A 26,110-nucleotide genomic window follows, 5' to 3' on the forward strand; every position below is an offset into this window, starting at 1 on the left:
TTCACCTGCAGGTCGGGCCGATGCAGCGGTGTGGGCAAGATTGGCTCTTATGTCTGTCCGTCTCCTGTATCTGATCATGATCCGGGTGTTCGGCCGGCTGGCACTGCGGGGCCGGAGCGAGGCGGCCAAGGACGTCGAGATCATGGTGCTGCGGCATGAGGTGGCGATACTGCGAAGGCAAGTCACCCGGCCGACGCCGGACTGGGCCGATCGAGCGCTCCTGTCCGCGCTGACACGACTCCTGCCGTCCGGGCTGCGGGCTCATCGGCTGGTGACGCCGGGCATGCTGCTGGCCTGGCATCGGCGTCGGATCCGCCGCCGGTGGACGTATCCGAGCCGCTCCGGCCGCCCAAGGACGAGCAAGGAGATCCGAGAGTTGGTGGTGCGCCTGACGCGGGAGAATCCGGCCTGGGGGTATCGCCGGGTGCATGGTGAACTCACCACGCTCTGCATCAAAGTCGCGCCGTCCACGGTGTGGGAGATCCTCAAGCAGGAAGGTCTCGATCCGGCGCCCGAGCGGGCGGCCACCACGTGGGCCGACTTCCTGCGCTCGCAAGCCGACGCCCTGCTGGCCTGCGATTTCATCGAGACCATCACCCTCAACGGGCAACGCCAGTACATTCTGGCGGTGATCGAGCACGCCACCAGGCGTGTCCGGGTGCTCGGCACCACCGCACACCCGAGCGCCAGCTGGGTCATCGAGACGATCAGGAATCTGGTGATGGATCTGCACGATGCGGGCTGCCGGGCGCGCTTTCTGCTCCGCGATCGGGATGGGAAGTTCCCTGCCCTCATGAACGAGGTCCTCGCCGAGGCCGGCATCACGACGGTGCTCACCGGCATCCGGATGCCGCGGATGAACTCCATCATGGAGCGGTGGGTGCAGTCGTGCCGTCACGAGCTTCTCGACCGCTGCCTGATCTGGAACGAACACCACCTACGGCACGCCCTGCGCGAGTACGAACACTTCTACAACCAGCACCGAGCACATCAGGTCCTGAACCAAGCAGCCCCGCTGCGCACCATCCCCGATCCGATCACGGCCCCAGAGCGAATCCTCGACCTGAAGGTCCGCCGACGAGACCGGCTCGGCGGCGTCCTCCATGAGTACTCACAAGCGGCTTGACCTGCATGGATGGAGTTGTCGGCAGGCACAGCTCAGCCCGATCGACTACGAGAAGACGCCAGATAGCCTGAAGTCTGCCGCCTGAAATCGGTGTCCACGTTCATGGGGGAAGTCCCCCCTCACGTCCACGGACGTGGTGCATGGATCGATCTTCTGTCCACAAGAGCCGGATGATGCCCAGCTCGTGTATCCGGAGCCGGGTGTATGGGCGTCCCCCACTCGTCAGTGACATCGCGCATGCCGATCAAGCTCACTCTGGCAGAAGCATGAGGTATTGATCGACCTCGACACCGGCCCGCGCCTCCGCCAGCCAGCAGATGAAGTCCGCGCCCATCGAGATGCCCTTCTCCCGGGGCTCCTCGGCGTCGCGGAACTCCTGCACCACGATCAACGTCGTCTCCCAGCCCCGGTCACCGGCGAGATCACGCAGCGTGTGAGCGCCCCGGTCGCCCCACGCCGTCAGTCTAGTGAACACCTCCTCCAACTGGTCCGACCCCACCTGCCGGCCGAGTGCGAGGGTCCATGAACTGAACCCGTACGGCCTGCCCGTCTTGGGGGACGGGCGGCCGTGCCGGGTGGACTCGTCGGGTGCGATACCGAGCGCCTGGGTCACCGATTCGGGGTCACCGTCATCGGCGACCAGGCGCAGGTACACGTTGAACATGGGCTACTTCCACTTGTACGCCGATTTGATCTTTGCCTTGCCGTCCTTGCTGATGAGCCAGTAGTAGCCGTCCGACCCCTTGTAGACGTCGAAACTTGAGACCTTGGCGCCACGTCCGAGCTCTTCACGCTTGAACTCGTGCGGATCGAGATCGTACCGCTCTCGCAACTCCTGCTCGAGACGCCGCTCCTTCACCTTGTTGAAGTCGACGCTCTCCTCGGCCGCCTCCTCAGCGGCCCTCTCGGTGGCCGCGCAGTCCTCACCGGGCCGCTCATCCTCGTTGTGGACGAGCACGTCCACACCGCCCACGACGACGTGGTAGCTGTTCAGACCGGCGACCGTGAGGTTGTGCACACGCTGCTCGCCCGCCGTACGCTTGGCGACGCCAGCGACCCTGACGCGGGTCTGGCCGCTGGTGAGCAGCCACATTCCCCGTTCGAGACCGCCTGCTTTCACCCAGGCGCGGCGGTCCTGCGCCCAGAATGGGTGTTCGGCCGTGGCCTCGACGGTGCCCTCGACCGTGCTCAGGTCACCGTCGGTGTCGACCGAGACCTTGACCAGGTTCTTGGCGCCGTCACCCACGATGACTGCCTGGACTCGTCTGGCGCCGCGCTCGCCGGTCCCGGGATCGGCCGCCATCACCTCATCGCCCACCCGGACCTTTTCGATCGGCTTGGCGCTTCCGTCAGCCATGACCACAAAGGTGCCGGGCACGAAGCTATTCGCCCGTTTAGGCCGTGCACACGCGCGGCCGAGTGCGGCGGTGGCCTCCTGCACTTTCTTGGAGGCGAACTTCAGCCGATCCTTGGCATTCAGCCAGTTCTTGAACGCGGCGATGGCGTCACCCGCGTGCTTCCAGACCTTCTTGCCAAGTTCATACGCCTTTTTCCATTTCCACGGCAGGCCGTATTTGGCCGCGAGCTTGCCCGCCAAGCCGCCGGCCAGCGAGCCGAGGACGTTCAGCGCGGTCTCGCCGCAGGCGCCCAGGTCGCCGGTGCTGAAGCACTTGATGCCGGCGGTAATGCCCAGCTCATCGGCAGCGATCTTGGCGATCGCCATGATGGCAGACAGCAGCAGGTTCAGCTGGCGGTCCACGTCGGCCTGCACTGCCCGCAGCTGCGCCTCGGCCTCCTGCTTACGCTTTACCTTGCAGGCTGTGCTCTTCGGTTTGGCGCACGGGTCAGCCGGGCGGGCGTCGTCGATCACCTTGAGTCCGGTCGGGTCGGACAACCCGACGGGATTGTTGCCCGCGTAGGAGTAGGGATTGAGCCATTGAGGTTTCGAGAAGTCGAGCAGGGGGTCGGTGGAGACGAACCGGCCGATCGCGGGGTCGTAGTAGCGGGCCGACAGGTAGTCCAGCTGGGTGGAGGTGTCCTCGGTCTTGCCGAGGAAACCGCGGTCGGTGAAGGGCAGGTCATCCTCACCCCTACGCTGCCCGAAGGGCAGGTAGCGTTCGCGAGACACCTGGCCGGAGGCGTCGTCGACAGCGAGCTGCGTCGAGCCGTGCAGGCCGGACGCCATCCACTTCAGACTGGTTCCGGTACGAGTGGCGACGACCGCCCCGTCGGGACCAGCGTAATAGCGGGTGGCCTTGGCGCCCGCAGCCGTCGCGCGGATCTCCATGGAGCCCAGATAGAGCGTCGCGGTCCCGTCGGGGTCGCGACGGATGAGCCGCTCGCCGTCGGCGTCGTAGACCATCGACGTCTCGTGGCCCTCGACGACTGCCTTGTCCAGCTGGCCCAGAGCGTCCCAGGTGAAGGTGGCCTGCTGATTCCCGACGGTGCGGGCGACGAGTCGACCGGCGTTGTCGTAGCCGTAGGTGTCGGTGCGGCCGGGCCTGGCGATCGAGCTGACGGCGTTGGGACGCACGGCGGAGGCGCCAGGGGCCGGGTAGGTGTAGGTCGCGGTGGCGCCGTTGTCGGTGACGCTGGTCAGATTGCCGGTGGCGTCGTAGGCGAAGGACTGGCTGTAGGGTTCGATGCCCTGCCCGTCGGCGCCGGCCGTGCAGTCGGCTGCCGTCGTGGTGTAGGCGGCGGTGAGTCTGGACAGGCCATCGTAGCTGAAGCATTCGGCCTGGCCGGGCGTGGTGGGGGTGGCCGAGGCGGCGTCGAGAACGCGAGTGATCTCGCCCGTGACGTTGTAGGTGAAGCGGTCGTCCTGGGCGATCTGGCTTCCAGCCGTGGTGGTGAGGCGGTTGAGCCAGCCAGTGCCCTCATCCCAGGAGAAGGTGCGCTTGACCTGAGCGTTGGCGCCGTAGGAGCGCTCGTTGAGCCGGGAGGTGGGCGAGTAGGCCATGTCCTTGACGTACGTGGTCCCGCCGCCATAGTCCGACGTGAGACTCTTGGCGAGGCCCAGGTCAGTGTAGGTCAGCGTAAGAGTTTCGGCGGACAGGTCGCCCTTGCCGGGCATGCCCTGCTCGATGAGGTTGCCGGCGTAGTCGTACTTGGTGGTGAAGGTGTACTCACCCGCAAGGTCGCCCTCGGCGGCAGGGATGATCACCTTGGTGGCAGTAGGCCGGTAGGCGCTGTCGTAGCTGACCACCGCGTCGCTGTACGTCCTGCCTCCGACATAGCGGACCGCCGTGGCAGGGCTGCCCTTAACGACGCTGTCGTAGGTCCATTCGGCCAGCTTGGTGCCGGTCTGCGGGTCGCCGGCCCACTGGCTGCTCCGGCGTCCCAAGTCGTCGTAGGCCAAGGAGATCTTGGTTCCGTTGCCGTCGACGCTCCACACCTGCCTGCCGGCGGCATCGTAGCCGTAGGTCGCCGAGCCGGCGTCCGGATCGGTGGCGGCGGTGCGGCGGCCGAGCCAGTCGTAGGTGAAGGTCCGGACGTTGCCCGCGGCGTCGGTGAGCTTGGTGAGGCCCCCAGTCGCGTTATAGGTGTAAGTGGTGTCGTGGTGGGTGGAGCCGTCCTTCCACTCCTCGGTCCTGACCGTACGGTCGTAGACGTCGGAGACGGTGACGGTCTTGCCGCCGCCGGGCGGAGTGACCTCGATCCGGTCCAGTCCCGGGTAGGCGGTGGTGGTACGACGATATTCCGTAGCCTGCTGGTAGTCGATGACCGCGGCCGGGCGCTCCATGCTGTCGTAGACGCTCTTGGTCCACGACGGCAGGGTGGTCAGGGCCGGGTTGAGCAGGCCGCTGCCGGGGGCGGCGCCATTGTGCACGGGCTGGGAGGTCGCAGCGGTCAGGCCGCGCGCGTCGTAGGCGGTGACGGTGACGATCCGGCCGCCGACCGGAGAGGCGGTCTGCTCTTCCCGGGTGCGGCCGAGCCCGTCGTCGTAGCTGTACGAGGTGAGGTAGGTGGTACCGCGCAGGAGACGGCGCAGGGTGGTCTTGGCCGGGGCGGTGGGCTGGCCGAGGTTGCCGTCGAAGGGGATGTCGTAGGCAACGGTCGCGGTCGGCGTGCCGCTGGCCTTCGGCTGGTCAGGCTCCCACAGGGCGGCGGCGCGACCGAAGGCGTCGTAGTCGATCTCAGTGGTCTTGTTGTTGGCGTCAACGACCTTCGTGGGCAGGCCGTTGCGGTGCGAGGAGTACGTGGTGACCGCGTGCGCCAGTGGGTTGGTGACCTTGGCGCCCTGGTGGGGCCAGCCAACCGCAGGGGTGTAGGTCGTGGTGGTGACCTTGCCCATCGGGTCGGTGGCGGTCAACGGTCGGCCGTAGTCGTCGAAGGTGTTCTTGGTGACCGAGATCGACGTGGCGCCGGCGTAAGAGCGGGTCTCGGTGATGTTGCCGTCGGACGGAGTGTTGGTGGCCGGGTCGGTGCCTCCGTCGTACAACGTGATCGTCTTGCCTAGCACGGTGCCGCTGGTGCAGCTGTCGCCGGAGCGCTTCTCCACCACTGAGGGCAGGCTGGTGATGCCGTTGGCCGGGTTGCGGGCGTAGGTGGTGCTCGTGCAGGTGTTGTCGGTGGTGACGGCGGTGTCGCCGTAGTCGTTGACCGTGGCCGGCTGGCCGTCGCCGTTGTAGGCGGTGCGTTGGTCGCTCCACCGCCAGGTGCCGCCGGTGACCTGCTCGCGGGCGCGTTCGCGGGTGCGGTGGACGAAGGCAGGGTCGAGGATGCCGGGGCCGGTGCCGGTGGTGGCGACCTGGTACTCGTAGCGGGTGGATTCGGCCTCGGTGTAGGCGCGCGGGTCGGTGGCCGTCAGCTTCCAGGTCTGCTCCTGCAGGAGCTGGCCTTGCAGGGCGCGGGAATCGGTGACGGTGTTGCCCTCGAATGTGGTGATGGTGGCGCCGTCGATGCCGCGGTAGAAGGTGTCGGAGGTGACGGTGTAGCCGTTGGGGTCGCTGCCGGAACCGCGGGTGGTGCGGACGGTGCCGTAGCCGCGCCAGTCGCTGCCGGACGGGACCAGGTTGGGCTGGGCGTACTCGACGCGGTTGGTCCAGCGGGGCCCGCCGAGGTAGTCGTAGCTGGTGACCATGTCAGGTGAGCCGCCGACCAGGTCTCGCTCGACCACCTTCATGGCCAGCTGCTTGTAGAAGCGGCCCCAGCTTTCGTAGCCCGTCTCCGGGTTCTCGTCGTACAGGACCTTGTAGCAGTCGCCAGTCGCGTCGGAGAGATAGTCGGTGCCGTCGCGGCCCTTGCCGCCGCCGCACGGGTCGGCCTGGCCGTAGGTGACCTCGATCCGGCCGCCCATCCCGTTGCCGATTCCCGCGACCCTGGGCACCATCCGCCAGGACAGGAAGTCGGTCCAGTCCGACCAGTTGTCGTAGTCCATTCGCCCGGCCACCATGGCGGCGTCGAAGTCCACCGGCGGCAGCTTGGTCGGTGTGCCGTTGAGTCCGGTCTGCTGGACGCTGTCCAGCCACAGCACCGGGTCGTAGGCGGGGCCGAAGTCCGTGCGGGTGTAGATCCACTGGTAGCGGAGGTCGAGTCGGGTGTTCGGCTCCCACACCCCGGAGGTGGGGTTGCGTGACTCGGTGAGCACCGAGTCGAGCTTGCGGGTGGAGTAGAACGCGATCGCGTCGTTGGTGGCGCAGGTGGGGCCGCAGTTCAGGTCGGTCGGCACGTCCAGGCCGCCGCGGTCGGAGGTGGTGAACGTCATCCGCGAGGTCGGTGTGGTGCCGGCGACCTGGGTGTTGTGGCCGTAGGTGATCTGCTTGAGGAAGCCGCCGCGGTCGTACGGCAGGACCTTGTAGGTCTCGTACTGGCAACCCGGCATGCAGAAGTAGTTGGTCTCGCGCTCGTAGGTGTAGTCGATGACGTTCTCGTTGGCGTCGATCGACTGGTCCAGGTTCCACCTCCAGACCCCGGCGCAGGTGGGCGGGATCACGTCGTTGAAGTACCGGTCCGAGCACGGTTCGCCCTGCTGGTTACCGATGTACTGCAGCTGCCACTGGGCGTCCTTGGTGTAGCCGAAGCGGTGCACCTGCCCGTCAGAGGAGGTGACCTTCCAGTACTCCAGGCCGTCTGCGCCGCCGGTCAGCTTTTCGATCTTCCATCCGAAGTCCGGCACCGTCTTCCACAACCCGGACGTGCGGTCCTTGACGATTGAGGCTGAGCGGCCGGCCAGGTTCAGCACCAGCTCGGACTGGGTGTAGTCCTTGGTGACGTCGGTGGCCAGCTCGTCGGGCGACTCCCAGCAGACCGCCGAACCGTAGGGGCCGCTCTCGTCGGCGTGCCAGATCAGGTCGGCGGTGTCGGGGTCGTACTCGTTCCAGGCCGTGCAGCGGCGGTACTTGCGCTCGATGAATCCGGCCGACAGGTTCCAGCCGATGCCGGTCACGCCGGACTGGTTGTTGGTCCAGTGGCCCTCGCCATCCACGGAGGAGGCGTCGTACTGCAACGACAGGTTCGGGCCTGTGCCCACCGGTGACGGCGCCTCCGGCAACGGGTAGTCGTAGGAGAAGCCGCCACCCGAGGTGCCGGCCTGCCAGGTGCCCGACGGCTTGAGGTCGGTGGCGCCGAAGTTCCCGTCCGGGCCGGTCATCCCGGTCGCCAGCACGTACACCGAACCGGAGGTGAACGCCTGCGCCGCCCGTGCGTCCGACTTGCCGCCCTTGCCGTCGGCACTCTTGGGCAGCGGGACAGCGGCTGCCTTGCCATCGGCCGGGTCGGTGTCGACGTCGGCCGTCAGCGTGCCGGTCTTGACGTCGTTGTGCGCCGCCACCCGCTGCGGGCGCACCACACAGTCCCGCGGTCGCGGCGACGTCAACGCGCAGGCCGGCACCCGCAGCACCTGAAGGCGAGTGGCGAAGTTGCCGCCGTAGGCGTCACGGAAGTTCGCGTACGAGAACTCCGCCCTAACCTTGCCGGGAGTGTCGCCGGTGAGCCGGGCCGCGATGCCCACCCCGCCCAGCTTCTGTACGGTCGCGGCCGGCAGCGTCTCCACCTTCACCTTGCCGACGTCCGCGGCGCCCTTGACCGTTGCGACCCGGACAGGCAACTCACCCGCCGCGACCGCCTTCTCGCCAGGATCCACCTGCGCGATTCCTGGCTTCGGCCAGACCGGCTTCTGCCGCTCCCCCTTCGGCTGGGACGCCTCCGCCCCCTTGGCCACATTGGCCTTCGGGACCGGACGGCCATCCACGGACGTCTCGGGGTCCGGCCCGGACACCTCTGCCGCCGCCAGGCTGACGAGATTGTCCGGCACCCCCAATCCAGAGATGACCACCGCCATCACCACTGCGATGACCAGCAGCGTCGTTCGTAACCGCCATCGGAGCCGCATGTCGCCACCTTTTCCGGGCACGCTGACGCAGCCCCTGAAGAAAGGCCGCGTTGCGCCATAAGGAGTCAATAAAGACGATCGCCTGGATCGTGATCGACGCTCCTCCCGCGGTCAATACCTACACACCGCCGACGAGAACTACGGAATGTCGCTTTCACCTTTCACAATGAAGTGCACTCCATGTCAACCCAGTCGCGGAATCCGTATTCATGCACACAGCGACGCGAGTGTGATTTAGGTCACATCAGACGATTTTCGCTGAATGTAGAAAATATGTAGAGGAGCCAGCTATTGGCTGCATCACGGACCACGCCAGAGGAACCTCGCTCTCACCGAGCGCACATACACGCTCACCTCGCCACCCCCCCCGCCACGCCACGCACCAACACGTAGACAAGAAGCCGTCGAAGCTCCCACCACCAGATCTAGGCACCCGCACCAGCACAAACACCCGTCCAGCGATGGACAGTGGAAGGTCCTTACTGAGGAGCCAATACAGGCCGAGCAACCATCACATATAGCCCATTAACAGAGAAGCCGGACGCCATTCGACTCGAGCTCTCCTAAGTGGGTGCCGCAGGTTCGAATCCTGCCGGGGGCACTCCCCTAGTCGACACCATCGGCCCCTGACCCGCGGTTTTTCAGCCACAGGTCTTTGCATTGCGGACCTTGATAGGCAACCGATGGTGCCCACATGCAGCCGTAAGATCATGATCAGGGGATATACGCGGGATGATCTCGATCATGCATCCCAGCTCACAGCCCAATTCCCCGTCTCCGCTACCCACTACACCCGCCCAGACACTTGAACGAACGCCATGGGCAATCGTGCCAAATAGGTGCGTGCCCCCTGGAGGTGTACGGTCGCCCGCCGAATACGCGCCCCGCGCCCGGGGCCACACTGTCGCCACAGAGCCCAGCGGACTGCGACCAGCACATTTAGGAGCCACGGCGTCCTCCCTTCGGGACGCCAACAAGCGCCCCTTCCTCAGGAGAAACTCCGCCGCGACCCCGACGCTGCCCTGTCAGGCCTGGATCTCGGCACGCCAACGAGATCAGCAACATCAAGACCTACCGGACGGAGCACAGCGTCCCCACTGGGAGGAGAACGAGCATCTCGAATGGGTGCGGCTCTAGCCGAGTGAGGGGTTGAGCTGGGCGTTCGCATCCCCATACGCCTGCGGCAACACAGCCACCCGTGCGCCCGGTCGCCATCGGGGCACTGTCACCACCCCGACCACCCCCGACTCGGCCGGACCGATGTCAGTCCAATCGGCCGAGAACTCGGGCTCTTCCACCAGCCAGGTCGCCTCGCCCAGGATCTCCTCCACGGTCTCCCTGGCGATCACCAACCGCGACAACCGGCTCTCCTCGGTCTCAAGCTGCTGGTTCAGCTCGGCGATCTGCTCACGGATCCCCTCGATCCGTCGACGCGCCGCCGTTTCCCGTCACGCCAGTTCCTCCAGTAACGAGCCCATCGCCACCACCGCCTCGCACGTTTGCTCACACGGTAGACAACGACCACCCGGCCAGACAGTCCTGGCAGTAAACGCCCAGCTCAACCCCTCACTCGGCTAGAGCCGCACCCATCAGGCCGGCCGAGACATCACCGCCGAGGCTGACAGGGACGATCGGTGAGTTCTGACCGGTGCTCCCCTGCGGCGACTCAACATGCGCACGCCACCGGGCTGGCCCAGATCTTCCAGTCTGCCGGCGACATGCTCGTCTACGAAGGCGGGGAGCCGTACCGGTGGGCGCGATGGCCCACACCGCCAGCTCCGGCAACGACCTCGGCAGCGGCGGTGGATGCTGTCCTGCTCGAAAATACGGTCTCGTGCTGTGAACTGCGGTTTTGCTGCGCGTCCAGGGCAGCGACTGCGACCATCGCCAAGTGTTGTTGTCGCTGGTCTATCAATTGCTGAGAACCTCTTCGGCCTGCTGACGATCCTGGTTCGCGCTGATCTGTCCAAGGACGTTGAGCTGCTGGTTCTCGTCACGAAAACCAGCTGCTCCGCCGCCAACTCGACGGCCGGCCGCAGTGGGACCACGCCGACCGGCTCTGGCTTGCAGCGCTATCGCGGCTGGTCTGCCGCCACCAGTGGACGAAAATCTTCCCGGTCACTCCAGCGACGATCCTGCGTTGGCATCGTCACCTGGTAGCCCGTAAGTGGACCTTCACCGACAGGCGGTGCCCGGGACGGCCCCGCACCCGTCAACCCGTTAAGAGACTGATCGTTCGGATGGAGCGGGAGAACCCGACCTGGGGGCACCGGAGAATCCAAGGCGAGTTGGCGCGCATGGGCTATCCGATCGCGGCCTCCACGGTGTGGGAGATCCTGCACACAGCGTTATCGATCCGGCACCCCGCCGGGCCGGGCCGACCTGGCGACAGTTCCTAACCGCACAAGCCCACGCGATCGTTGCCTGCGACTTCCTCGTGGTCGAGACGATGATGCTCAAACGCCTGTACGTGCTGGTCTTCATCGAGCACGGCACCCGAAGACTGCACCTGGCCGGAGTAGCCGCGAGCCCAAACCGGGGCATGGACAGTGCAGCAGGCCCGCAATCTCATGATGGATCTTGGTGATCGCATCTCAGGGCTGCGGTTCGTGATCCACGATCGAGACCCCCTCTTCACCTCCGCCTTCCGGGAGGTCTTCACATCTGAAGGGCTGCGGGACATCACCACGCTGCCGCGGACGCCGAGAATGAACGCCATCTGCGAGCGCGTCATCGGCACCCTACGCCGCGAACTCCTCGACCGGATCCTGATCCTCAACGAACGCCACCTGACCCTTGTGCTTCAGGAGTACCTGATTCACTACAACGGGCACCGGCCGCACCAGTCCAGGCACCAACGTCCCCCGGACACTGCAACCCAACCCGCCCGCGACGGAACCGACCTCAACGACCAGGGGATCGTCCGCCGAAAACCCGTCGTCACAGGCACGATCAACGAATACCACCACGCCGCTTAACCGCAGCTCAGACCACGTAACTCAGGGTTCGAGCGGCACACACACGGAGCACGCAACCGCTAGACGAAAATTCTAGAACGCATCCGATCCCACATAGCAGCAGGTCAGGCCATGATCAAAGCGCGCCCTGCAGGATTCGAACCTGCGACCGTCGGATTAGAAGTGGAGCGCTGCTCGTGCACCAGACGACAGGCTGACCTGCGACTAATCATCTGGCGGCTCCTGGAGAGACGCCACCGTTCCGCATATATTCCGGATCTTGTCTGGTGTGCCGCCACTGCCGGCTGACTGAGTCCCAGGCGCTCCGGTGATCTTCAATGTTTCCGATCCAGGTCTAAACGGCGGGCTGCTCAGATGGAACCTGGTTGATCGTTACGGCTCCCAAATGGACGGGCTGCGGCGCCGGACGAAAGACTGCGCGGCGCCGGTGTGCGTGGTCGTCGAGTTAGAGCGTGGCCAGCGGCCGCGTCGCGCTCCAACGGTCAATGTACGGCACCTGCGCTCCGATGGTCGGCTGCACCCGAGCCTCTGTGCTGTTCTCGTACGGTGATCAGCCCGCGGTAGCACGGCCCCTGAAGGTGTGGAGAAAGCACTCCCACCTGACATACGGTTTTTGATCTCATTGGAACGCGGAACCTCGTGCCGCGGGTTCTCGTTAGATAGGCATGGCCGAGCTCGAACGTCTATGGACAACCGCGTGGACATGGCTGGTTGCGAACGCGACTGTTGAACGGTCATCTGTGGTCATATCGCTTATCGCGATTCTAATCGCCTATAGGAGCGCAAGGCACGCAAAGAGGGGCGTACGTGCCGCCGAAGCGCAGGCAGCCGCTGCCGCAGAGCAGGTAGAAGTTGCGAAGGACCAGCTATTCGCTGCACAGGTTGATTCTGCCGAACGCATCGCAGAAGTCTCCGCCTTAACTAGTTATCGCGACTATTTCGAAACGCATTCAGCGAAAATTGCCGTAGCCTTGGAACCGACCCTATTTCCTCCAAAATGGGAAAGAGAAAGGCATGGCTTGCCACGCAAGACTGAAGATGGCCCTGGATATCCAGTATTCAACAAAGGGGAAAACGTGGTCATTTTTGACGAGGAGGTGAACGAATATGATGATATACTTTACAGTAAGAGGCCTTATATGCAATGTGGGCCAAGTTTCGGCACATGTTTTCGGGGATGAGTTCCAGTTCGTAGCAGGCGAATCGCCATTGACTGACGGTCATATCTCGGAGCCGCGACAATTGAGCGAGCGAGGAGAGTATCTCTTCCTGCCTGGACAGCAAGCGATTTTCGAATGGAAAGCGGAGCGGTATCTCGAGCAGTGGATTGAGATTTATAAGAATTCTCATCGTGGCGAGTTCGATGAATTGGATCAAAACTGGAAACCAACTACAGAACGACCCGTTTGCCGCTTTGCGGTATGGCCTGCAGGGTCAGGCATGGACCTGCGTACACTTGTAAAGATAAAGATAGACGAGAATGTTGTTCGCCCGTATTGGTCAGGCGGCATTTCCTATGACGGCAAGTGGGTCACAAGAATGAGCACTAGACCCGCAGCTCATGTTTACGTTACTTACGAACCGCAGGCGCTTCCGCGCAACCTGGAAGACCTGCGACGAGCACTAAAAGGTGTGGATATTTGGACAGATCAAGTCAAAGATTAATCGCGAGATTGCACGAAAACGCCTACGCAATAGCCCAGCAATCAGCCCACGGCCTGGAATCTCTCGCGCGATGTGCGCAACCCACCCAGGCGAGCATCCCGTCTGCCGTCGACCCGCCCGCAGGGAAGCGGGCCAGGGCCACGGGTGCCAGATGGAGCGCCCCACTGACGAACGATCTGGTACCCGTGGCCCTGGTCTGCTCGGCTTGTCCCGGGTCGATGGCGGGCGGGATGAGCGGGCTTCCACCTCAGCTACCTACGGACCTCAAGCCCCGCACAGCGATCATCCCGGAGTCGGAGCGCCCCCGCCGGAGGCGCTCGCACCCACCCGCTTTTGTCGACCAACCTATGTGCTCGGCTTGTCCTTGTGCTGAGTCTCCTCTGGCACATGGCCTGGTAGACGAAGTTGCTTAAACCATGGCACTGCTAGTAGCGCTAGAACGGCTGTAACGATGGCGCTATCTAGTCCAATTTTTCCGAGTAGTAGCACAAACAGGCCAACACTGACAGAAACGACCGCCAGCAGTATGTACTGACGCCAGGGTTTCGTTGGTTGGAGATTCCAATTCGGTTCTTCAACCGAGGCGGGCGCTAGTTCATCGTATCTCTCGTCGAGAAGTGTCCTAAGAAGCGTGAGAATCTTCTCTGCGATCTCTTTTCGACTTTCTTCGCGCCCATCCAATAACACTGAGTCTCTGAGGTTCCGTACGTACGCCGCTGCTCGGGCCATCTCCTTCTGTAGCGCAAGTGATGGTCGTCGCCCGTCGGGGCGAATACGTCTCCCCCCTACCACTTCAAGGTGGCGAGCAAGGGCTTCCAGCCACGAAATGGCCTGCCTTGTGGGGATCTCATAGGTAAGCTGTTTGGGGGATGTCAGGCTGGACCACGCCATCGCCGCAGCATTAACTGTATAACAGATCGTAGGGCGCCTGTCGCTGATGGACAGAGACCCGAAGAGGGTAAGAACAGTAATGGTGAGCGGTAGCAGGAAGGTGCCAATTTGAGCGGCAGTCGAGGCAGGAAAATTGCCAAGCCATGCCTCGACATACATTGCTCCGCTAAGTGATGTGGCGCCGGCTGGGATGCCAACGAGGAGAAACCGAATAACGCCGGTCCAGGTCGCCGCTTCAGCAGCTGTTACTTCGCGTCGGACTGCTTTGGATTGCTCTGCATTCAGCTCATGACATAGCTTTCGCGTCTTCCTGCTGGCGACGCCTTCGGACCACTTCCACGTCATGAGCTCTAGCAGGCGGCGTCGTGGGCTCTGTTCCCCTCCCATCACGAAGAGGGTTGCGGTAAGCGTCAGGGTCCAGACCGTTAGGGAGAGAGCTGTGATCATCGCGAGCATGCACGTCCTCCTGAACTGCTGGCAGCAGGGTGATCACAGCATGTCCCGATGCGCTGACAGTTCGGCTCGGCGTCCGTCCACTGCGCGGCCCGAGTGGTGGGCGCGCGCGAGAACGGCCCCTAGGCCGCACGCGCAGCGTGCGGCCCGCAAGCTCGGGCCGCGTGGCGGCGCTTGCGCCGCCCTTGAATACGCCGTGGAGCTGGAAGAGCTTTCGGCAAATCCGCTGTACAAGGTCAAGTTCCGCAAGGCCAAGGTGAGCGGCGAGATTGACCGGAGGTCCGTGGTCAACCCGAAGCAGGCGCGAGAGCTGCTGACCGCAGTGACCTACGTAGGTCGGTCGCGGGGGCCGATGCTGGCCGCGATGTTCGCGTGCATGTACTTCGGCGGCCTCCGTCCGGCCGAAGCGGCGGGCCTGCGGCAGAAGGACTGCCATCTCCCCGAGACGGGATGGGGCCTGCTCACCCTGGAGAGGACCAGGCCCCAGAGCAACAAGCGGTTCACCGACTCCGGGCAGGCCCATGACGAGCGCGGGCTGAAGCACCGGGACGTCAAGCAGACACGCACCGTCCCCATCCCGCCCCGAACTGGTGGCCATCCTCCGCGACCACATCGCGACGTTCGGGGTCGGCGACGACGGCCGACTCTTCCGCACTCGCACAGGCGGTGTCATCTTGGGATCGGCGTACGCGAAGGTCTGGCAGGAGGCTCGCACGTATGCCCTCACGCCCGATCAGGTCGCCTCTCCCCTGGCGGGCAGACCATACGACCTTCGGCACGCGGCCGTCTCGCTCTGGCTCAACGCGGGCGTGCACGCTCCCGAAGCGGCCGAACGGGCAGGCCACGGCGTGGACGTCATGCTCCGCGTCTACGCCAAATGCATCGATGGCCAACGAGACGTCGCCAACCGGCGCATCTTGGAAGCACTCGCGGCGTGACCCACCACGCCCAGCAGGACCCCGGGACACCTCGGGGTCCTTTCGCCGTTCCGGGGCCCGAAACCGCCACGCCGACCTGGGGAAACACGCTCGCGAGCATTCCGCGTATGTTCCGCGACCACTGGCACAGGGCTGCTCACGGCGGCCTCCCGCTGCCTGCCGCCCAACAACGCCGATCATGCAAAAGACCAGCTCAGACAGAGTTTGAGCTGGTCTTGGTTGCGCGCCCTGCAGGATTCGAACCTGCGACCGTCGGATTAGAAGGCAGGTGATCGATGTAGCACGATCACGCCCCTGACCTGCAAAGATGGTCCAAGCGATACGGATTGCGGAGTCAGGCGGGGAGACATTGGGGAACGATCAAAGCTGAGGGCCATTCTCTCCGTCTATGGCGAGCTACCTAACCAAGCCTCTCAGTACGTCGCACTCGGCCGTCAGTGGGCGCCTGAGGCTCGACACGCCCACGCTAGATCTCCACGTCTCCCCGCTGGTGGAGTTGACGGGAAGCGTCCCGACCATAACCGATGGCACTCGGCAAGCATCTGGTTCAGAATCATCGATGTAATGACGCCGATGGCCATAGCGAGGAACCTTGGACGAAAGGCTAAATGATCTCGTCGAGGCTGCCGAAGATCTTGGGCAGGAGGTGGAGAGGTTCACCTCTGGATATATGGCGATGGCCTTCGGCGAAGGCATACGCCATCCTCACAGCCTGGTCACTGCACGCTGCCTAAGGCGTCAAGTGGAGGCGGTGAAGGCAACGTGTCTCTTGGCTCGCAACAGCATGGGACATCTCGCAGTTTGCCTTCTTAGGCCAGCGTGCGAAGAATACCTATGGCTCGCATATTTAAGCACCCTCGACAAGAACGTGGCGAATTCACTCATCGCGCACATGTCTACGCATGACGGATATCGAGCAATTAGGGCGCAGCAACAGTACTTCGGCAAGCGTGAAATGAAGCTTATAGGTTTCCCTGCGAAGTACGTTAATGCCATTCCGGCACGTCACGCTAACGTCGAACGCAAGCTTCGAGACTTAGGCGCACGACTCCAGTGGCCGACTGGCGAAAACTCCTTGCTCCCTCCAACGGCATGGATTGCTGCCCAAGCAGGGCAGTCCAAGCTCTACGACTATCTCTACTCCGCAACCTCGCGCGCTGTCCACTTCTCTCCCATGGAGGTTATTAGAGGAAATATGGCGAGCCCGAACGCCGATGGAGTCCTTACGCTGCCGGCCAACCATGATCCCAATCACGTCAGATACCGCGGCACGTTCGCGCTCTACTGGATGTGCCATCTCTTGATCTTAACGGTACCCGTGGTTTACAAGGTGCTCGGAAAGAATCCCGAGTCGCCGCAAATAGAGATTGACACGCGATATTTGGAAATCGCGAACAGAATAGCGGGACACGGTAAGGCGCCCATCGTAATATCTGCGGAAATGCAGCTTGAGATCCAACATGTATTGCATCTCAAGAAATGATCTTATATGGAGATTTCCGTAGCGAGCCGCACTCTCAGAGACCTTACCGGTGGCCGGAGGATGCATGTCGGCCCCTCCTGTACAACACAAAGGTTATATCGAGTGTCATCACATGTGCCCCTACATGTGTCGGGCGCCGTGATCACCGGGCTTGATGATTTGTCACTACTGTGTTCGAATTGTCACCGAATGATTCATAGAGCTTCGCCACGGCTTAGTCCGGCCGACCTTCGGACGCAGATGGCCATGGCGGAGCGTTCTAATAAATAAGTGATGCTGTCAGTTCTGCCATGTCGGTCACTATGAGACCAGCCCCCGCGATGGCGAGTCGCTCAACTTTTTCAGAGCGATTGGCATAGCCAATGGCAAAAATTCCTGCAAGCTTAGATGCCTCGATATCTGTAACTGAGTCTCCGACTAGCACGGCGCTAGCCGGCTGGGCGTTTAGGTGAATAAGCGCTTGGTTGAGCAAGTAAGGATCAGGTTTCATCAAGGATGGGTCATCCTCGGAGCGTGCCGAGACATAGCTGATCTGCCCCGCGAGACCTTGGTGATCCAAGAAGGCAGCGACGGCCATTGCCGAATTGTTGCTAGCAATTCCGACGGAAATACCCCTGTTTTGTGCATGTTTGATCAGATCTGCCGTCCCCGGCGTTGGGCGAGCCGTGCCAACCGCCTTTATCTCTAGGTCGGTGAGAACTCTGTGTGCGAGCCGATTAAGCTCTTCGCCTAGCGACGCACTGAAGCGGAAAATTTCCAAAGGATCGCTCGTGTCGCGCACTTCTTTAGGAAGGGCTGCGCCAGCTCCTTCCAGCGTAACGCGAAGTCTGCTTGCTATCACCGAGGCTGGCATTCCCGCAAAGATGTCGCATATTGGCCCGTCGAAGTCGAGTAGTAGGCACTTCGTCTTCGACATGATGGCCTGTATAGCGTCAGTTCCAAATAGCGCCATCACGTCACCTCCTGGGCGACGCTATCCCATACAACATCGAACCACGCAGACGACTGCTGTACAAATTGGGCTGATGTAGAGTCTGGCCCATCGCTCATCGCAAAGTGGAAAAGCTCGGTGTCCTTACCCATCAAGTCGAACATCACGACCGGCTCCCCGCCCAGTGCAACGGTGTGCTCTGCCACGGCAAAATAGCCAAAGAACACCTCTTCGCCGTTGATGACGCATGTCGTGAACCGTTGCGGTTCTCCGCTGATTCGAATTTCGGCTGAGGCGTGTGCCACCAGACCGAGGTCTCTTAGTTCATGTACGGAATCGACGATGGCTTGTGCGTGTCGGGCTATCAACATTGCAGCGCGCCGTCTAAACAATGGCTCATCTTCCCCATTGTCCGCGCGACATGGAAGCGACCAGGGGCGGCCGGTGTCTGGCAGAAGGAGGCGGACCGCGATGCGCTCTGGAGCTAGACGACCAATTCGAATGCTGTCGAGTGCTTCCTGAAGTGCGCCGTGCAATGTCTCGCCAGAAAGGCCAGCGAAGTCGATGGTAACTTCCGGACGCTTGAACGCCTCCTCAATGTGAGGGCGTAGGCCAACCGGGCGGGCGGTCTTCTCTCGTACGAATACGCCACTCCCTTGTCGGGAGACGATCAGCCCATCCTCTCGAAGCTCTCTGATGGCCTGCTGGATCGTCTGGCGTGCTACGCCGAACGTCTTGGCGAGTTCCGGGCCGGAAGGGAGCTTTTCCCCGGGCGCGAACTTCCTGGTCAGGATGGCCGCTCTGAGCTGCATGGCCACCTGGAGGTAAGGCGGTCTTGGGTCGTCTGGGTCGAGTCGCATGAGCTCGATCGTACTGCCTACCTGAACAACATTACCAACCAAGTTGGCCATGAGTCTTGACATGACTAGCCAGGCCAGTCAGCATGATGCTTGAACAACCTGCCTAGCCAGGCTGGGCAGGTTGGAGCGCATCGCACAGTCGGAAGACCTGGGAAGGCGGCGCAAGCCGCGCGCCGACGGGCTGGAGCACACGTCACTCAGATAACTGCATACAGGGCAACCGCCTCCCTCCGAAAAAGGCGGCCCATGCAGTGAAAGCGCCCTGCCATCGATCTCTGGTCTAGGAGACGACATGAGCTTCGTCGCTCACACCCTCGCCAATGCAGCTCACCTGACACAGACGGACCTGGACGACTTCGCGTCGTTCATGGAGCCCGATCAGGCGGCCGCGTTTCTGAGCGAGGTCAACATCATCCGCACGGCCAAGTAGATCGTCCGCCCCGATGGTCGTAGGCAGGGTTCGACTCCCTGCCGGGGCGCTGACCAACGCGCCACAGGCGCACTCCCGATCACGAAAGGAAGCACGTTCGTCCGCAACCCTGCCGGTGATGGCGCGCCCTACCCCGCCAAGAGAAGAACGCGCCGCCGGCTCCACAACAAGGAGACATCCAGCATGTCACAGACTCCGCGCGACAAGGCTTACGACCAGGCGCAGGGCCGGCTTACCCGCGATGCCGAGCACCGCTACCAGCAGCCCGGCTGGGGCACCGAGGACCCGCGCGCCCGTGAGGCGTACGACCGCGAACTGTCGCAGACCATGCCGGTCATCGGGCGTAGAGGCCGCCGGCGATGAAGCCCCGAAAGGCCGTCGAGTTCTACAACCCCGACGGCAGCGAGAGGTGGGTGGGCGACTGCCCCCACTGGATCGCTCTCACCCGGCGCATCCGCCGAGACCTGCACGAGCGCACGGTCATCGTCTACGGCCCCGGCCCGTGGCCGTGCCACTCCTGCTGACCCCCGTCCCCATCAATCAGCCCCGATGGTCGCAGACGGGGTTCGACTCCCCGCCGGGGTGCTTCGGCGCGGGCGCGCCGAGTTCATTACCACCCAACCGAAGGAACCCACCATGACCATGCTCGTGACGTTCACGCACCCCGACGTGTTCAAGAAGGGCGTCCAGGAAGGATGGGCTGACCCGCGCACCGACCCGGAACAGATCGACTGGGCAAGCCGCCAGGCCGCCGCCGCGATCCCCTTCGAGGTGATCAACGGCCGCCCCGTCAACCCGTGCGAGAAGACCGGCATCGCGCGTGGCCGGAACGAGCTGGGTCACTGGGGCGAACAGATGGCGGCAGACGCCATCGTCACCGCCGACACCGAGGCCGGTCGCTGGCTGGTGATGGTCGAGCGCTCAGACGGCCACGGGTGGGCCGTCCCCGGCGGCTACGTCGAGCCCGGAGAAGATCCAGAGTTGGCGGCGATCCGTGAGCTGGAAGAAGAGACGCGCCTGAACCTGTCGAGCGAGTCTCGCGAGGTGCTTCCTGCGCGGTACGTGCCCGACCCGCGCGCCAGCGATGAGGCATGGACGGTCACCGTGCCTGTCAGGTTCAACCTGGAAGCAGTCGGCTACAACGACCTGCCCGCCGTGTTCGGTGACGACGACGCCAAGCGCGCCGTCTGGGTGCACGCCGACAGCTACGACGCCCTGGTCCATGACCTCGACACGACCTACGGCGGCCAGGTGTTCCGCGCCCACAAGGCCATGCTGCGCGACCTACTCGGCTGACCTCCTGCTCTACCGCCCTGATGGTCGCAGGCGGGGTTCGACTCCTCGCCGGGGCACGCCACATCCACCCATCGAAGGAGATCGTCATGGGCCTGTTCTCCAGTAAGAAGCAGGACGCCACTCCGCCGCCGCCTGTGAGGCGAGACAAGGTCATCGCCATGATCAAGGCCGACCTTGATCGGGAGGCCGCGATAGACCGCGAAGACGATCGAGCGTGGCAGAGAGCGCAAGCCGCGGGTGACAAGGCGGCTCGCGGTGCCACGGCAGCCGAGATCAAGGCCGCGACCGAAGGCTTCGAACGAGCGACGTCGGCCCGCTGGTTCACGTAGCTCACGAACATGCTCGGGACCTGACCTGGGCTGACCCGCGCTCTACCGCCCCGATGGTCGCAGGCAGGGTTCGACTCCCCGCCGGGGCACTCCGGCCAACCGGCCGGTACCGCGCTCCTGAGATGCCGAAAGGACCCACCACATGGACCGCGACGGACTGTTCCGCCTGGACAACACCACGGACATCAAGGACTGGCTCACCCGTGCCGCCAAGACCACGGGCGTCCCGGAGGACCTGCGCCACGAGGGCATCAACCTCGCCCTGGACGAGCTGGAACGGCGCGGAGACCTGCGCTAACCCCCGCAAACCGCCCCGATGGTCGCAGGCAGGGTTCGACTCCCTGCCGGGGCACTCCGGCTGCTCTGCCGGGTTCACCACAACCAACGGGAGCTTCCCATGCAGCCTGCCAAGAGCGTCAGCCGGTTCCTGCCGACGCTGTTCCTGATCGGCTTCGGCATCTACCTCTTCACCGACCCGCAGGGCGCTGCCGTGGCGGTCAAGTGGGCCTTCGAGGCCATCGTGACCGGCGCGCAGCAGTTCGCCGAGTTCATCAAGACCGTCAGCAAGTGACCGCCCATCCACCCGACCAACGAGGTGATCCCCATGATGCCCTACCCGATCCAGACGACCAGGTCCGCGGACATCCACGTCCGCGCCGTGGCTTACGTGCTGGCACGCATGCACCCCGACCTCATCGCGCCGGTCCTGCTTGGCGAGAGCTGGGAGGACATGAGGGCTCGCCGCGCCGCCGCCGCCGACATCCTCGATGACCTCCTGAGCGAGGCCGCCGTCGAGCTGGCCGAGACCGAGGTGCCGGTGCGATGACTATCCTCGCCCCCGCGCTGGTTGTCGTCTGCGCGTTCCTTGCCGTGATGTTCCTCGCCGCCCTGTGGGGTGGGCGATGACCGCCATTGCGACGTTCGCCGGAGCGTTCGCAGCTCTGTATGCCGCTCACTGCGTGGGAGACCACTGGGTGCAAACCCACCGTCAGGCATGCGGCAAAGGCGCACGCACCATCGCCGGTTTCCGCGCCTGCCTGGCCCATGTTGCCACGCTCACCCTCACCAAGGCGTTCGCCATCGCTGCGGTAATGGCGGTGACCGGCTTGCGGCTCGCCGCGGCGCCGCTCGTACTCGGCCTGCTGGTGGACGCTGCCTCCCACTACTGGGCGGACCGGCGCCACACCTTGGCCCGGCTCGCCGAACTGCTCGGCAAGAGCGACTTCTACCGGCTCGGCGAGCCCCGCGAAGGCCACGACGACGCCCCGCATCTGGGCACCGGCGCCTACGCCCTCGACCAGTCCTGGCATGTGGCGTGGCTGTTCATCGCCGCCCTGATCATCACTGGGGGGCAGGCATGAGCCGCATCCGCGCCGCCTTCTGGGACCCGGCCGGCGACCGGTACAGCATCCCCACCTACCCGTGGAGGATGGCTCCGCCGCACCTGCTCACCCGGCGGCAGCTCACCTCCAAGGGGCTGCGGCCCGGCGGTCAGGGCGTACAGGCCCAAGTGCTGTGGCGCTCCCGGCGCTATAGCACTCCCGGCGGCATCCGCGCCGCCTTCCTCTACGACGTGCGCTTCGCCCTGCCCAAGCGCACCGCCACCACACGCCAGCGCATCGCCCTCGGCAAGGCCAACGCCGCCCGCCGTACCTGCCCTGAATGTCTGCGTGATGTCGGCTATGTGCTGCCGCGCCACCTTGGCACCTGCCTCGACTGCGCTCGGGAGCTTGCCGCATGACCCCGGCTGAGATCCGCGCCGAGCCGCTACGCGTGCACGGGCACATCGACGCGGAGCTGGACGACGAGCACCGCGACAGCCAGTACGTGCTTGAGCAGGTCGCCGACGACCTGAACCGCCTGATCGCCGCGATCAACATCACTGGAAAGGAGAAATGACCCATGAGCCTCGCTACACCAACACCCGAGCCGAGCCCAGAGGATGTCACCCGCGCGCTGGCCGAGATCGAACGCCACCTGCTGGAGCCGACCCCGCCGCCCCCGCCGCCCGCCGACCCGGACGCCCCGGACGCCCCGGAAAAGGCCGGCGACACCAAGCGCGTGCGCCAGTTGCGCGCCGAGGTCGCCGAGGCTCGCGCGCTGGCCACACTCCAGGACGACGACACGCCGCTCCTGCTGGACACCCCCCGCGTGCGCAAGCGACGCAAGAAGGCCCACGAGGCCGCCCGGCTGCACCTGCTGGGACAAGACCCTGCCATGAGAGCCTGGCAGGCCGCCCGAATGCAGCGCCTGCTGGTCACCGCGGCCATGGTGGCGCTGACACTGGCACTGGCCTGGTCCACCGCCGGCGTACAGCACTTCGCCGCCGACGGTGCCAAGGCATGGTCGCCCGGCTGGATCTTCGCATGGCTGGTCGAGCCGTTCATGTCCCTGGCCCTGCTGGTCGTCGTCGGCGCCCGCGCCTACCTCGGCACCCGCGGACAGCCGCTCAACGATCCCAAGCTGATCCGCATCGAGTACATGTTCCTCGGGCTCACGCTGGGCATGAACGCCTGGCCGTACCTGCCCTGGACCGACGATGACTTCACCTTCTCCCGACTGGTGTTGCACACCCTGGGACCGGTCGTGGCCGTGGCCATCGTCGCCGCCCTACCGATCATCCTGGCCGCGTTCTCCCGGCTGGACCACACCCACGCCGGCGGCGGGCTTACCGGCCTTACGTACAGCGCAAACACCGATGATCGGGTAAGGCGAACTGTCGCCGAGGTAGCCCCGCTGATCGAACGCGCACAGATCCTCATCACGGCCGGCACCCTGCCCGCCAACCCCAGCGCCTACAAGCTCCAGCGGGCGCTTCGCTGCGGCATGGACGACGCCCGCACAGTCCGTGACGCCCTCGCCGAGGAAGCCGCGTGATGACCACGCCGGCCAACCTTCACCGCGCACCCGCGCAGGGTGCGGCCTCATCCGCCAAGACGCCGGCCGCACCCTGCCACCCCGCCCGCTGCAACGCACACGACGAGGTGATCCCATCATGACGCATGACCCGTTCAACCCCGCCGACCAGCCCGAACCGCTTCCCGCCGACCTCACCGATCAGGCCACCGAGACGGGCGACGGCAAGGGGGCCGAGGTCGTCAACCTGGACGCCGCTCGCGCCGGCCGTCACCCCTACCGCCCCGCCCCCGACGACCCCGAGCCGACCAGCCCGGCCCCCGCCGGCGTCCGCCCGACGATGGAAGGCCAGGTCATCCGGGTTGACCAGCCCGGCACAGAGGATCGCGACTGGCGCGCCGAGCTGGAGGCCAAGGTGCGAACCAGCCGCCCCGTGGTACCGCTGTGGCTGCGCTCGCGCGCCGAGGCGACGCAGACCCTGACCTGGCTGGGCAAGCACTACACGCACGTTGCCGGCTACCAGCTCGCCCGCACCCCGATGTATGCCAGCCGGCTGGCCCTGCGCTCCCCGCGTGGCCTGGCCCGACTGGTCGGCGGCATGGTGCGCTGGACGTTCGACCTGGAAGGCGAGCCGGTACGGGTGGCCGCCGTGACCAAGTCCGACCCCGAGGCGTACCTGAAGCTGTCCCGGCAGCGTGACTCGCGGGTCCGTCTGCGCGTCCCGGTCATGCTGGTCGTGCTGGTCACGCTGCTGATCGTGTCACTTATCGTCGTCAACCAGCCGGCCGCCATGCAGTGGGGCGCGCTGGCCGTGGCGCTGGCCGCGCTCGGCATCCTCGGCAAGCCCGCCGACCGGCCGCTGATCGAACGCGCGGTGCTGGCCTCCACCGTGGAGAAACTGACCAGCGACATCGTCATCCGCGCCCTGACCACGCTGGGCATCTCCGGCATCACGCAAGCCATGTCCAAGAATCCCAAGGAGGCCATCCGGTTCGTCGCCCCGATCACTCGTGACGGCCCCGGCTGGCGCGCTGATCTGGACCTGCCTTACGGCGTGACCGTGGGCGACGTGCTCGACAAGCGCGACCGTATGTCCGGGGCGTTGCGCCGCCCGCTGGGCTGCATCTGGCCAGAGGGCGACTCCTCCATCCACGAGGGCCGGCTGATCCTGTGGGTCGGTGACAAGGATCTGTCCAAGACCATCGTCAAGTCGCCCCTGCTCAAGGCCGCCGGCCACGACGTGTTCAAGGGTGTCCCGCTCGGCAACGACCCGCGAGGCCGTGGCGTAACGGTGCCGCTTATCCAGCACAACGTGCTGATCGGCTCGCTGCCCGGCCAGGGCAAGACCGCCACCGTGCGCGAGCTGGCCGCCGGCGTGGTGCTCGACCCCACCGCCGAGGGCTGGTTCCACGAGCTGAAGGGAACCGGCGACCTGGACCCGTACGAGAAGGTCTGCCACCGCTACGTGTCCGGCATCGAAGACGAGGCCATCGCCTATGCCGCCGACTCCCTGACCCTGCTGCGCAAAGAGGTCATGCGGCGCGCCGCCGCGCTGAAGTCGCTGCCGAGCGACCTGTGCCCGGACAAGCGCGTCACCCGGCAGATCGCCGATAAGCGCTCCCTGGGGTTGCACCCGCTGGTGGCCATCCTCGACGAGTGTCAGAACCTGTTCGCGCACCCCGAGTACGGGGCGAAGGCGGGTGAGGATGCCGAGTTCATCATCAAGCTGGGGCGCGCCCTCGGCGTGGTGCTGATCCTGGCCACCCAGCGCCCGGACAAGGACAGCCTGCCCACCGGCATCTCGGCGAACGTGTCCATCCGGTTCTGCCTGAAGGTGGCCGGCCAGACCGAGAACGACATGATCCTCGGCACCTCGGCGTACAAGAACGGCATCCGTGCCACGGTGTTCGTGTCCGAGACCGACGCCGGCACCGGCTATCTGATCGGCGCGACCCCGATGCCCAAGGTGGTCAAGTCGGCCTACCTCGACACCCCGCAAACGCAGCTCATCGCCGATCGCGCCTACGCCCTGCGCCAGGCCGCCGGCACCCTGTCCGGTCACGCCCTCGGCGAGAGACCCGAACAGACCGCACCGAGCTATGACCTGCTGGCCGACATCCTGGCCGTGGTCGGCGCGTCCGAGGCCAAGGTGTGGAACGAAACCGTCGTCGCCCGACTGGCCGACCTGCGCCCCGAGGTCTACGGCGGGTGGGAGGTCGAACAGCTCACCGCGATGCTCAAGCCGTACGGCATCAAGACCGTCCAAGTGTGGGGCACGACGACGGACGGCAAGGGTGCGAACCGGCGCGGCATCATCCGCGAAGACATTGCGGAGCGTAGTCGCGGAGCCGCTTCGTAACCCGGTGATCTCCCGCTAGGTCTAGCGGCCACACCTGCTAGACCTAGCACCCCTCCTAGCGCCCAATCCCGCGATCTACCAGGGAACTAGTGCCTAGCGCACGACCTGCGACAACCCCGGTAACCGGTCTGGAGGCCACCTTGGCTACCGTCATCGCCCTGCTAGTCAGCTGCCCGCCATTC

The 26,110-nt window shown here is 64.7% G+C and carries 25 protein-coding genes; 19 read left to right on the forward strand and 6 right to left on the reverse strand.

What is annotated here, in order from left to right:
* Positions 1-49: 49 nt before the first annotated feature.
* Complete coding sequence (locus ACIBQ8_RS47255) at positions 50-1,126, forward strand: integrase core domain-containing protein (RefSeq protein ID WP_397195438.1); 1,077 nt, start codon at positions 50-52, stop codon at positions 1,124-1,126.
* Positions 1,127-1,376: 250 nt separating this feature from the next.
* Here ACIBQ8_RS47255 and ACIBQ8_RS47260 read toward each other — a convergent pair whose 3' ends face one another.
* The 3 genes from ACIBQ8_RS47260 to ACIBQ8_RS47270 form a co-directional block, all read right to left on the reverse strand.
* Positions 1,377-1,790, reverse strand: a complete 414-nt coding sequence (locus ACIBQ8_RS47260; protein WP_397172026.1) for a DUF4279 domain-containing protein — start codon at positions 1,788-1,790, stop codon at positions 1,377-1,379.
* 3 nt (positions 1,791-1,793) lie between these two features.
* Positions 1,794-8,459, reverse strand: a complete 6,666-nt coding sequence (locus ACIBQ8_RS47265; RefSeq protein WP_397195439.1) for an RHS repeat-associated core domain-containing protein — start codon at positions 8,457-8,459, stop codon at positions 1,794-1,796.
* Between the two features lie 1,133 nt (positions 8,460-9,592).
* Positions 9,593-9,820, reverse strand: coding sequence for a hypothetical protein (locus tag ACIBQ8_RS47270; protein ID WP_397195440.1), 228 nt, complete (start codon positions 9,818-9,820; stop codon positions 9,593-9,595).
* A 1,188-nt stretch (positions 9,821-11,008) separates the two neighbouring features.
* Between ACIBQ8_RS47270 and ACIBQ8_RS47275 the strand changes: the two genes are divergently transcribed.
* The 3 genes from ACIBQ8_RS47275 to ACIBQ8_RS47285 all read left to right on the forward strand — a co-directional run bounded on the left by ACIBQ8_RS47275 (position 11,009) and on the right by ACIBQ8_RS47285 (position 13,102).
* Positions 11,009-11,437, forward strand: a complete 429-nt coding sequence (locus ACIBQ8_RS47275; RefSeq protein WP_397195441.1) for an integrase core domain-containing protein — start codon at positions 11,009-11,011, stop codon at positions 11,435-11,437.
* Between the two features lie 665 nt (positions 11,438-12,102).
* A complete protein-coding gene (locus tag ACIBQ8_RS47280) occupies positions 12,103-12,618 on the forward strand; it encodes a hypothetical protein (RefSeq protein ID WP_397195442.1) in 516 nt (171 codons plus the stop codon).
* 61 nt (positions 12,619-12,679) lie between these two features.
* Positions 12,680-13,102 carry a hypothetical protein gene (locus ACIBQ8_RS47285; protein WP_397195443.1) on the forward strand — a complete coding sequence of 141 codons (423 nt, stop codon included), beginning with the start codon at positions 12,680-12,682 and terminating at the stop codon, positions 13,100-13,102.
* A gap of 345 nt (positions 13,103-13,447) precedes the next feature.
* Here ACIBQ8_RS47285 and ACIBQ8_RS47290 read toward each other — a convergent pair whose 3' ends face one another.
* Complete coding sequence (locus ACIBQ8_RS47290; RefSeq protein ID WP_397195444.1) at positions 13,448-14,449, reverse strand: hypothetical protein; 1,002 nt, start codon at positions 14,447-14,449, stop codon at positions 13,448-13,450.
* Positions 14,450-15,036: 587 nt separating this feature from the next.
* Here ACIBQ8_RS47290 and ACIBQ8_RS47295 point away from each other — a divergent pair.
* Together ACIBQ8_RS47295 and ACIBQ8_RS47300 are read left to right on the forward strand one after the other, a co-directional pair.
* On the forward strand, positions 15,037-15,384 hold the full coding sequence (locus ACIBQ8_RS47295; RefSeq protein ID WP_397195445.1) for a hypothetical protein: 348 nt from the start codon (positions 15,037-15,039) through the stop codon (positions 15,382-15,384).
* Positions 15,385-15,976: 592 nt separating this feature from the next.
* Entirely contained in the window at positions 15,977-16,867 is an 891-nt protein-coding gene (locus tag ACIBQ8_RS47300; RefSeq protein ID WP_397195446.1) for a DUF5677 domain-containing protein, read from the forward strand.
* Positions 16,868-17,126: 259 nt separating this feature from the next.
* Here ACIBQ8_RS47300 and ACIBQ8_RS47305 read toward each other — a convergent pair whose 3' ends face one another.
* Positions 17,127-17,783, reverse strand: coding sequence for an HAD family hydrolase (locus ACIBQ8_RS47305; RefSeq protein WP_397195447.1), 657 nt, complete (start codon positions 17,781-17,783; stop codon positions 17,127-17,129).
* 35 nt (positions 17,784-17,818) lie between these two features.
* Complete coding sequence (locus tag ACIBQ8_RS47310; protein WP_397195448.1) at positions 17,819-18,658, reverse strand: GntR family transcriptional regulator; 840 nt, start codon at positions 18,656-18,658, stop codon at positions 17,819-17,821.
* 292 nt (positions 18,659-18,950) lie between these two features.
* Here ACIBQ8_RS47310 and ACIBQ8_RS47315 point away from each other — a divergent pair, with 292 nt between their 5' ends.
* The 13 genes from ACIBQ8_RS47315 to ACIBQ8_RS47375 all read left to right on the forward strand — a co-directional run bounded on the left by ACIBQ8_RS47315 (position 18,951) and on the right by ACIBQ8_RS47375 (position 25,928).
* Complete coding sequence (locus tag ACIBQ8_RS47315) at positions 18,951-19,088, forward strand: hypothetical protein (RefSeq protein WP_397195449.1); 138 nt, start codon at positions 18,951-18,953, stop codon at positions 19,086-19,088.
* A gap of 183 nt (positions 19,089-19,271) precedes the next feature.
* A complete protein-coding gene (locus ACIBQ8_RS47320; protein ID WP_397195450.1) occupies positions 19,272-19,451 on the forward strand; it encodes a hypothetical protein in 180 nt (59 codons plus the stop codon).
* Complete coding sequence (locus ACIBQ8_RS47325; protein ID WP_397195451.1) at positions 19,448-19,612, forward strand: hypothetical protein; 165 nt, start codon at positions 19,448-19,450, stop codon at positions 19,610-19,612. Before ACIBQ8_RS47320 ends, ACIBQ8_RS47325 begins: the two co-directional genes overlap by 4 nt.
* A gap of 112 nt (positions 19,613-19,724) precedes the next feature.
* The gene (locus ACIBQ8_RS47330; protein ID WP_397195452.1) at positions 19,725-20,384 is read left to right on the forward strand and encodes an NUDIX domain-containing protein; all 660 of its coding nucleotides are present in this window, start codon (positions 19,725-19,727) and stop codon (positions 20,382-20,384) included.
* 86 nt (positions 20,385-20,470) lie between these two features.
* Positions 20,471-20,713: a hypothetical protein gene (locus ACIBQ8_RS47335; RefSeq protein WP_397195453.1), complete on the forward strand. Its 243-nt coding sequence runs from the start codon at positions 20,471-20,473 to the stop codon at positions 20,711-20,713.
* A gap of 142 nt (positions 20,714-20,855) precedes the next feature.
* Complete coding sequence (locus ACIBQ8_RS47340) at positions 20,856-21,011, forward strand: hypothetical protein (RefSeq protein ID WP_397195454.1); 156 nt, start codon at positions 20,856-20,858, stop codon at positions 21,009-21,011.
* A 99-nt stretch (positions 21,012-21,110) separates the two neighbouring features.
* Positions 21,111-21,284: a hypothetical protein gene (locus ACIBQ8_RS47345; protein WP_397195455.1), complete on the forward strand. Its 174-nt coding sequence runs from the start codon at positions 21,111-21,113 to the stop codon at positions 21,282-21,284.
* Positions 21,285-21,317: 33 nt separating this feature from the next.
* On the forward strand, positions 21,318-21,539 hold the full coding sequence (locus ACIBQ8_RS47350; protein WP_397195456.1) for a hypothetical protein: 222 nt from the start codon (positions 21,318-21,320) through the stop codon (positions 21,537-21,539).
* Between the two features lie 76 nt (positions 21,540-21,615).
* Positions 21,616-22,074, forward strand: a complete 459-nt coding sequence (locus ACIBQ8_RS47355) for a DUF3307 domain-containing protein (RefSeq protein WP_397195457.1) — start codon at positions 21,616-21,618, stop codon at positions 22,072-22,074.
* Positions 22,071-22,454 carry an RRQRL motif-containing zinc-binding protein gene (locus tag ACIBQ8_RS47360; protein ID WP_397195458.1) on the forward strand — a complete coding sequence of 128 codons (384 nt, stop codon included), beginning with the start codon at positions 22,071-22,073 and terminating at the stop codon, positions 22,452-22,454. Before ACIBQ8_RS47355 ends, ACIBQ8_RS47360 begins: the two co-directional genes overlap by 4 nt.
* Positions 22,451-22,612: a hypothetical protein gene (locus ACIBQ8_RS47365; protein ID WP_397195459.1), complete on the forward strand. Its 162-nt coding sequence runs from the start codon at positions 22,451-22,453 to the stop codon at positions 22,610-22,612. Before ACIBQ8_RS47360 ends, ACIBQ8_RS47365 begins: the two co-directional genes overlap by 4 nt.
* A 3-nt stretch (positions 22,613-22,615) precedes the next feature.
* Complete coding sequence (locus tag ACIBQ8_RS47370; protein ID WP_397195460.1) at positions 22,616-23,590, forward strand: hypothetical protein; 975 nt, start codon at positions 22,616-22,618, stop codon at positions 23,588-23,590.
* Between the two features lie 118 nt (positions 23,591-23,708).
* Positions 23,709-25,928, forward strand: a complete 2,220-nt coding sequence (locus ACIBQ8_RS47375; RefSeq protein ID WP_397195461.1) for a cell division protein FtsK — start codon at positions 23,709-23,711, stop codon at positions 25,926-25,928.
* Positions 25,929-26,110 lie beyond the last annotated feature (182 nt).

This window comes from Nonomuraea sp. NPDC049646 (assembly GCF_044465525.1).
In the GTDB taxonomy this organism is placed as follows: Bacteria; Actinomycetota; Actinomycetes; order Streptosporangiales; family Streptosporangiaceae; genus Nonomuraea.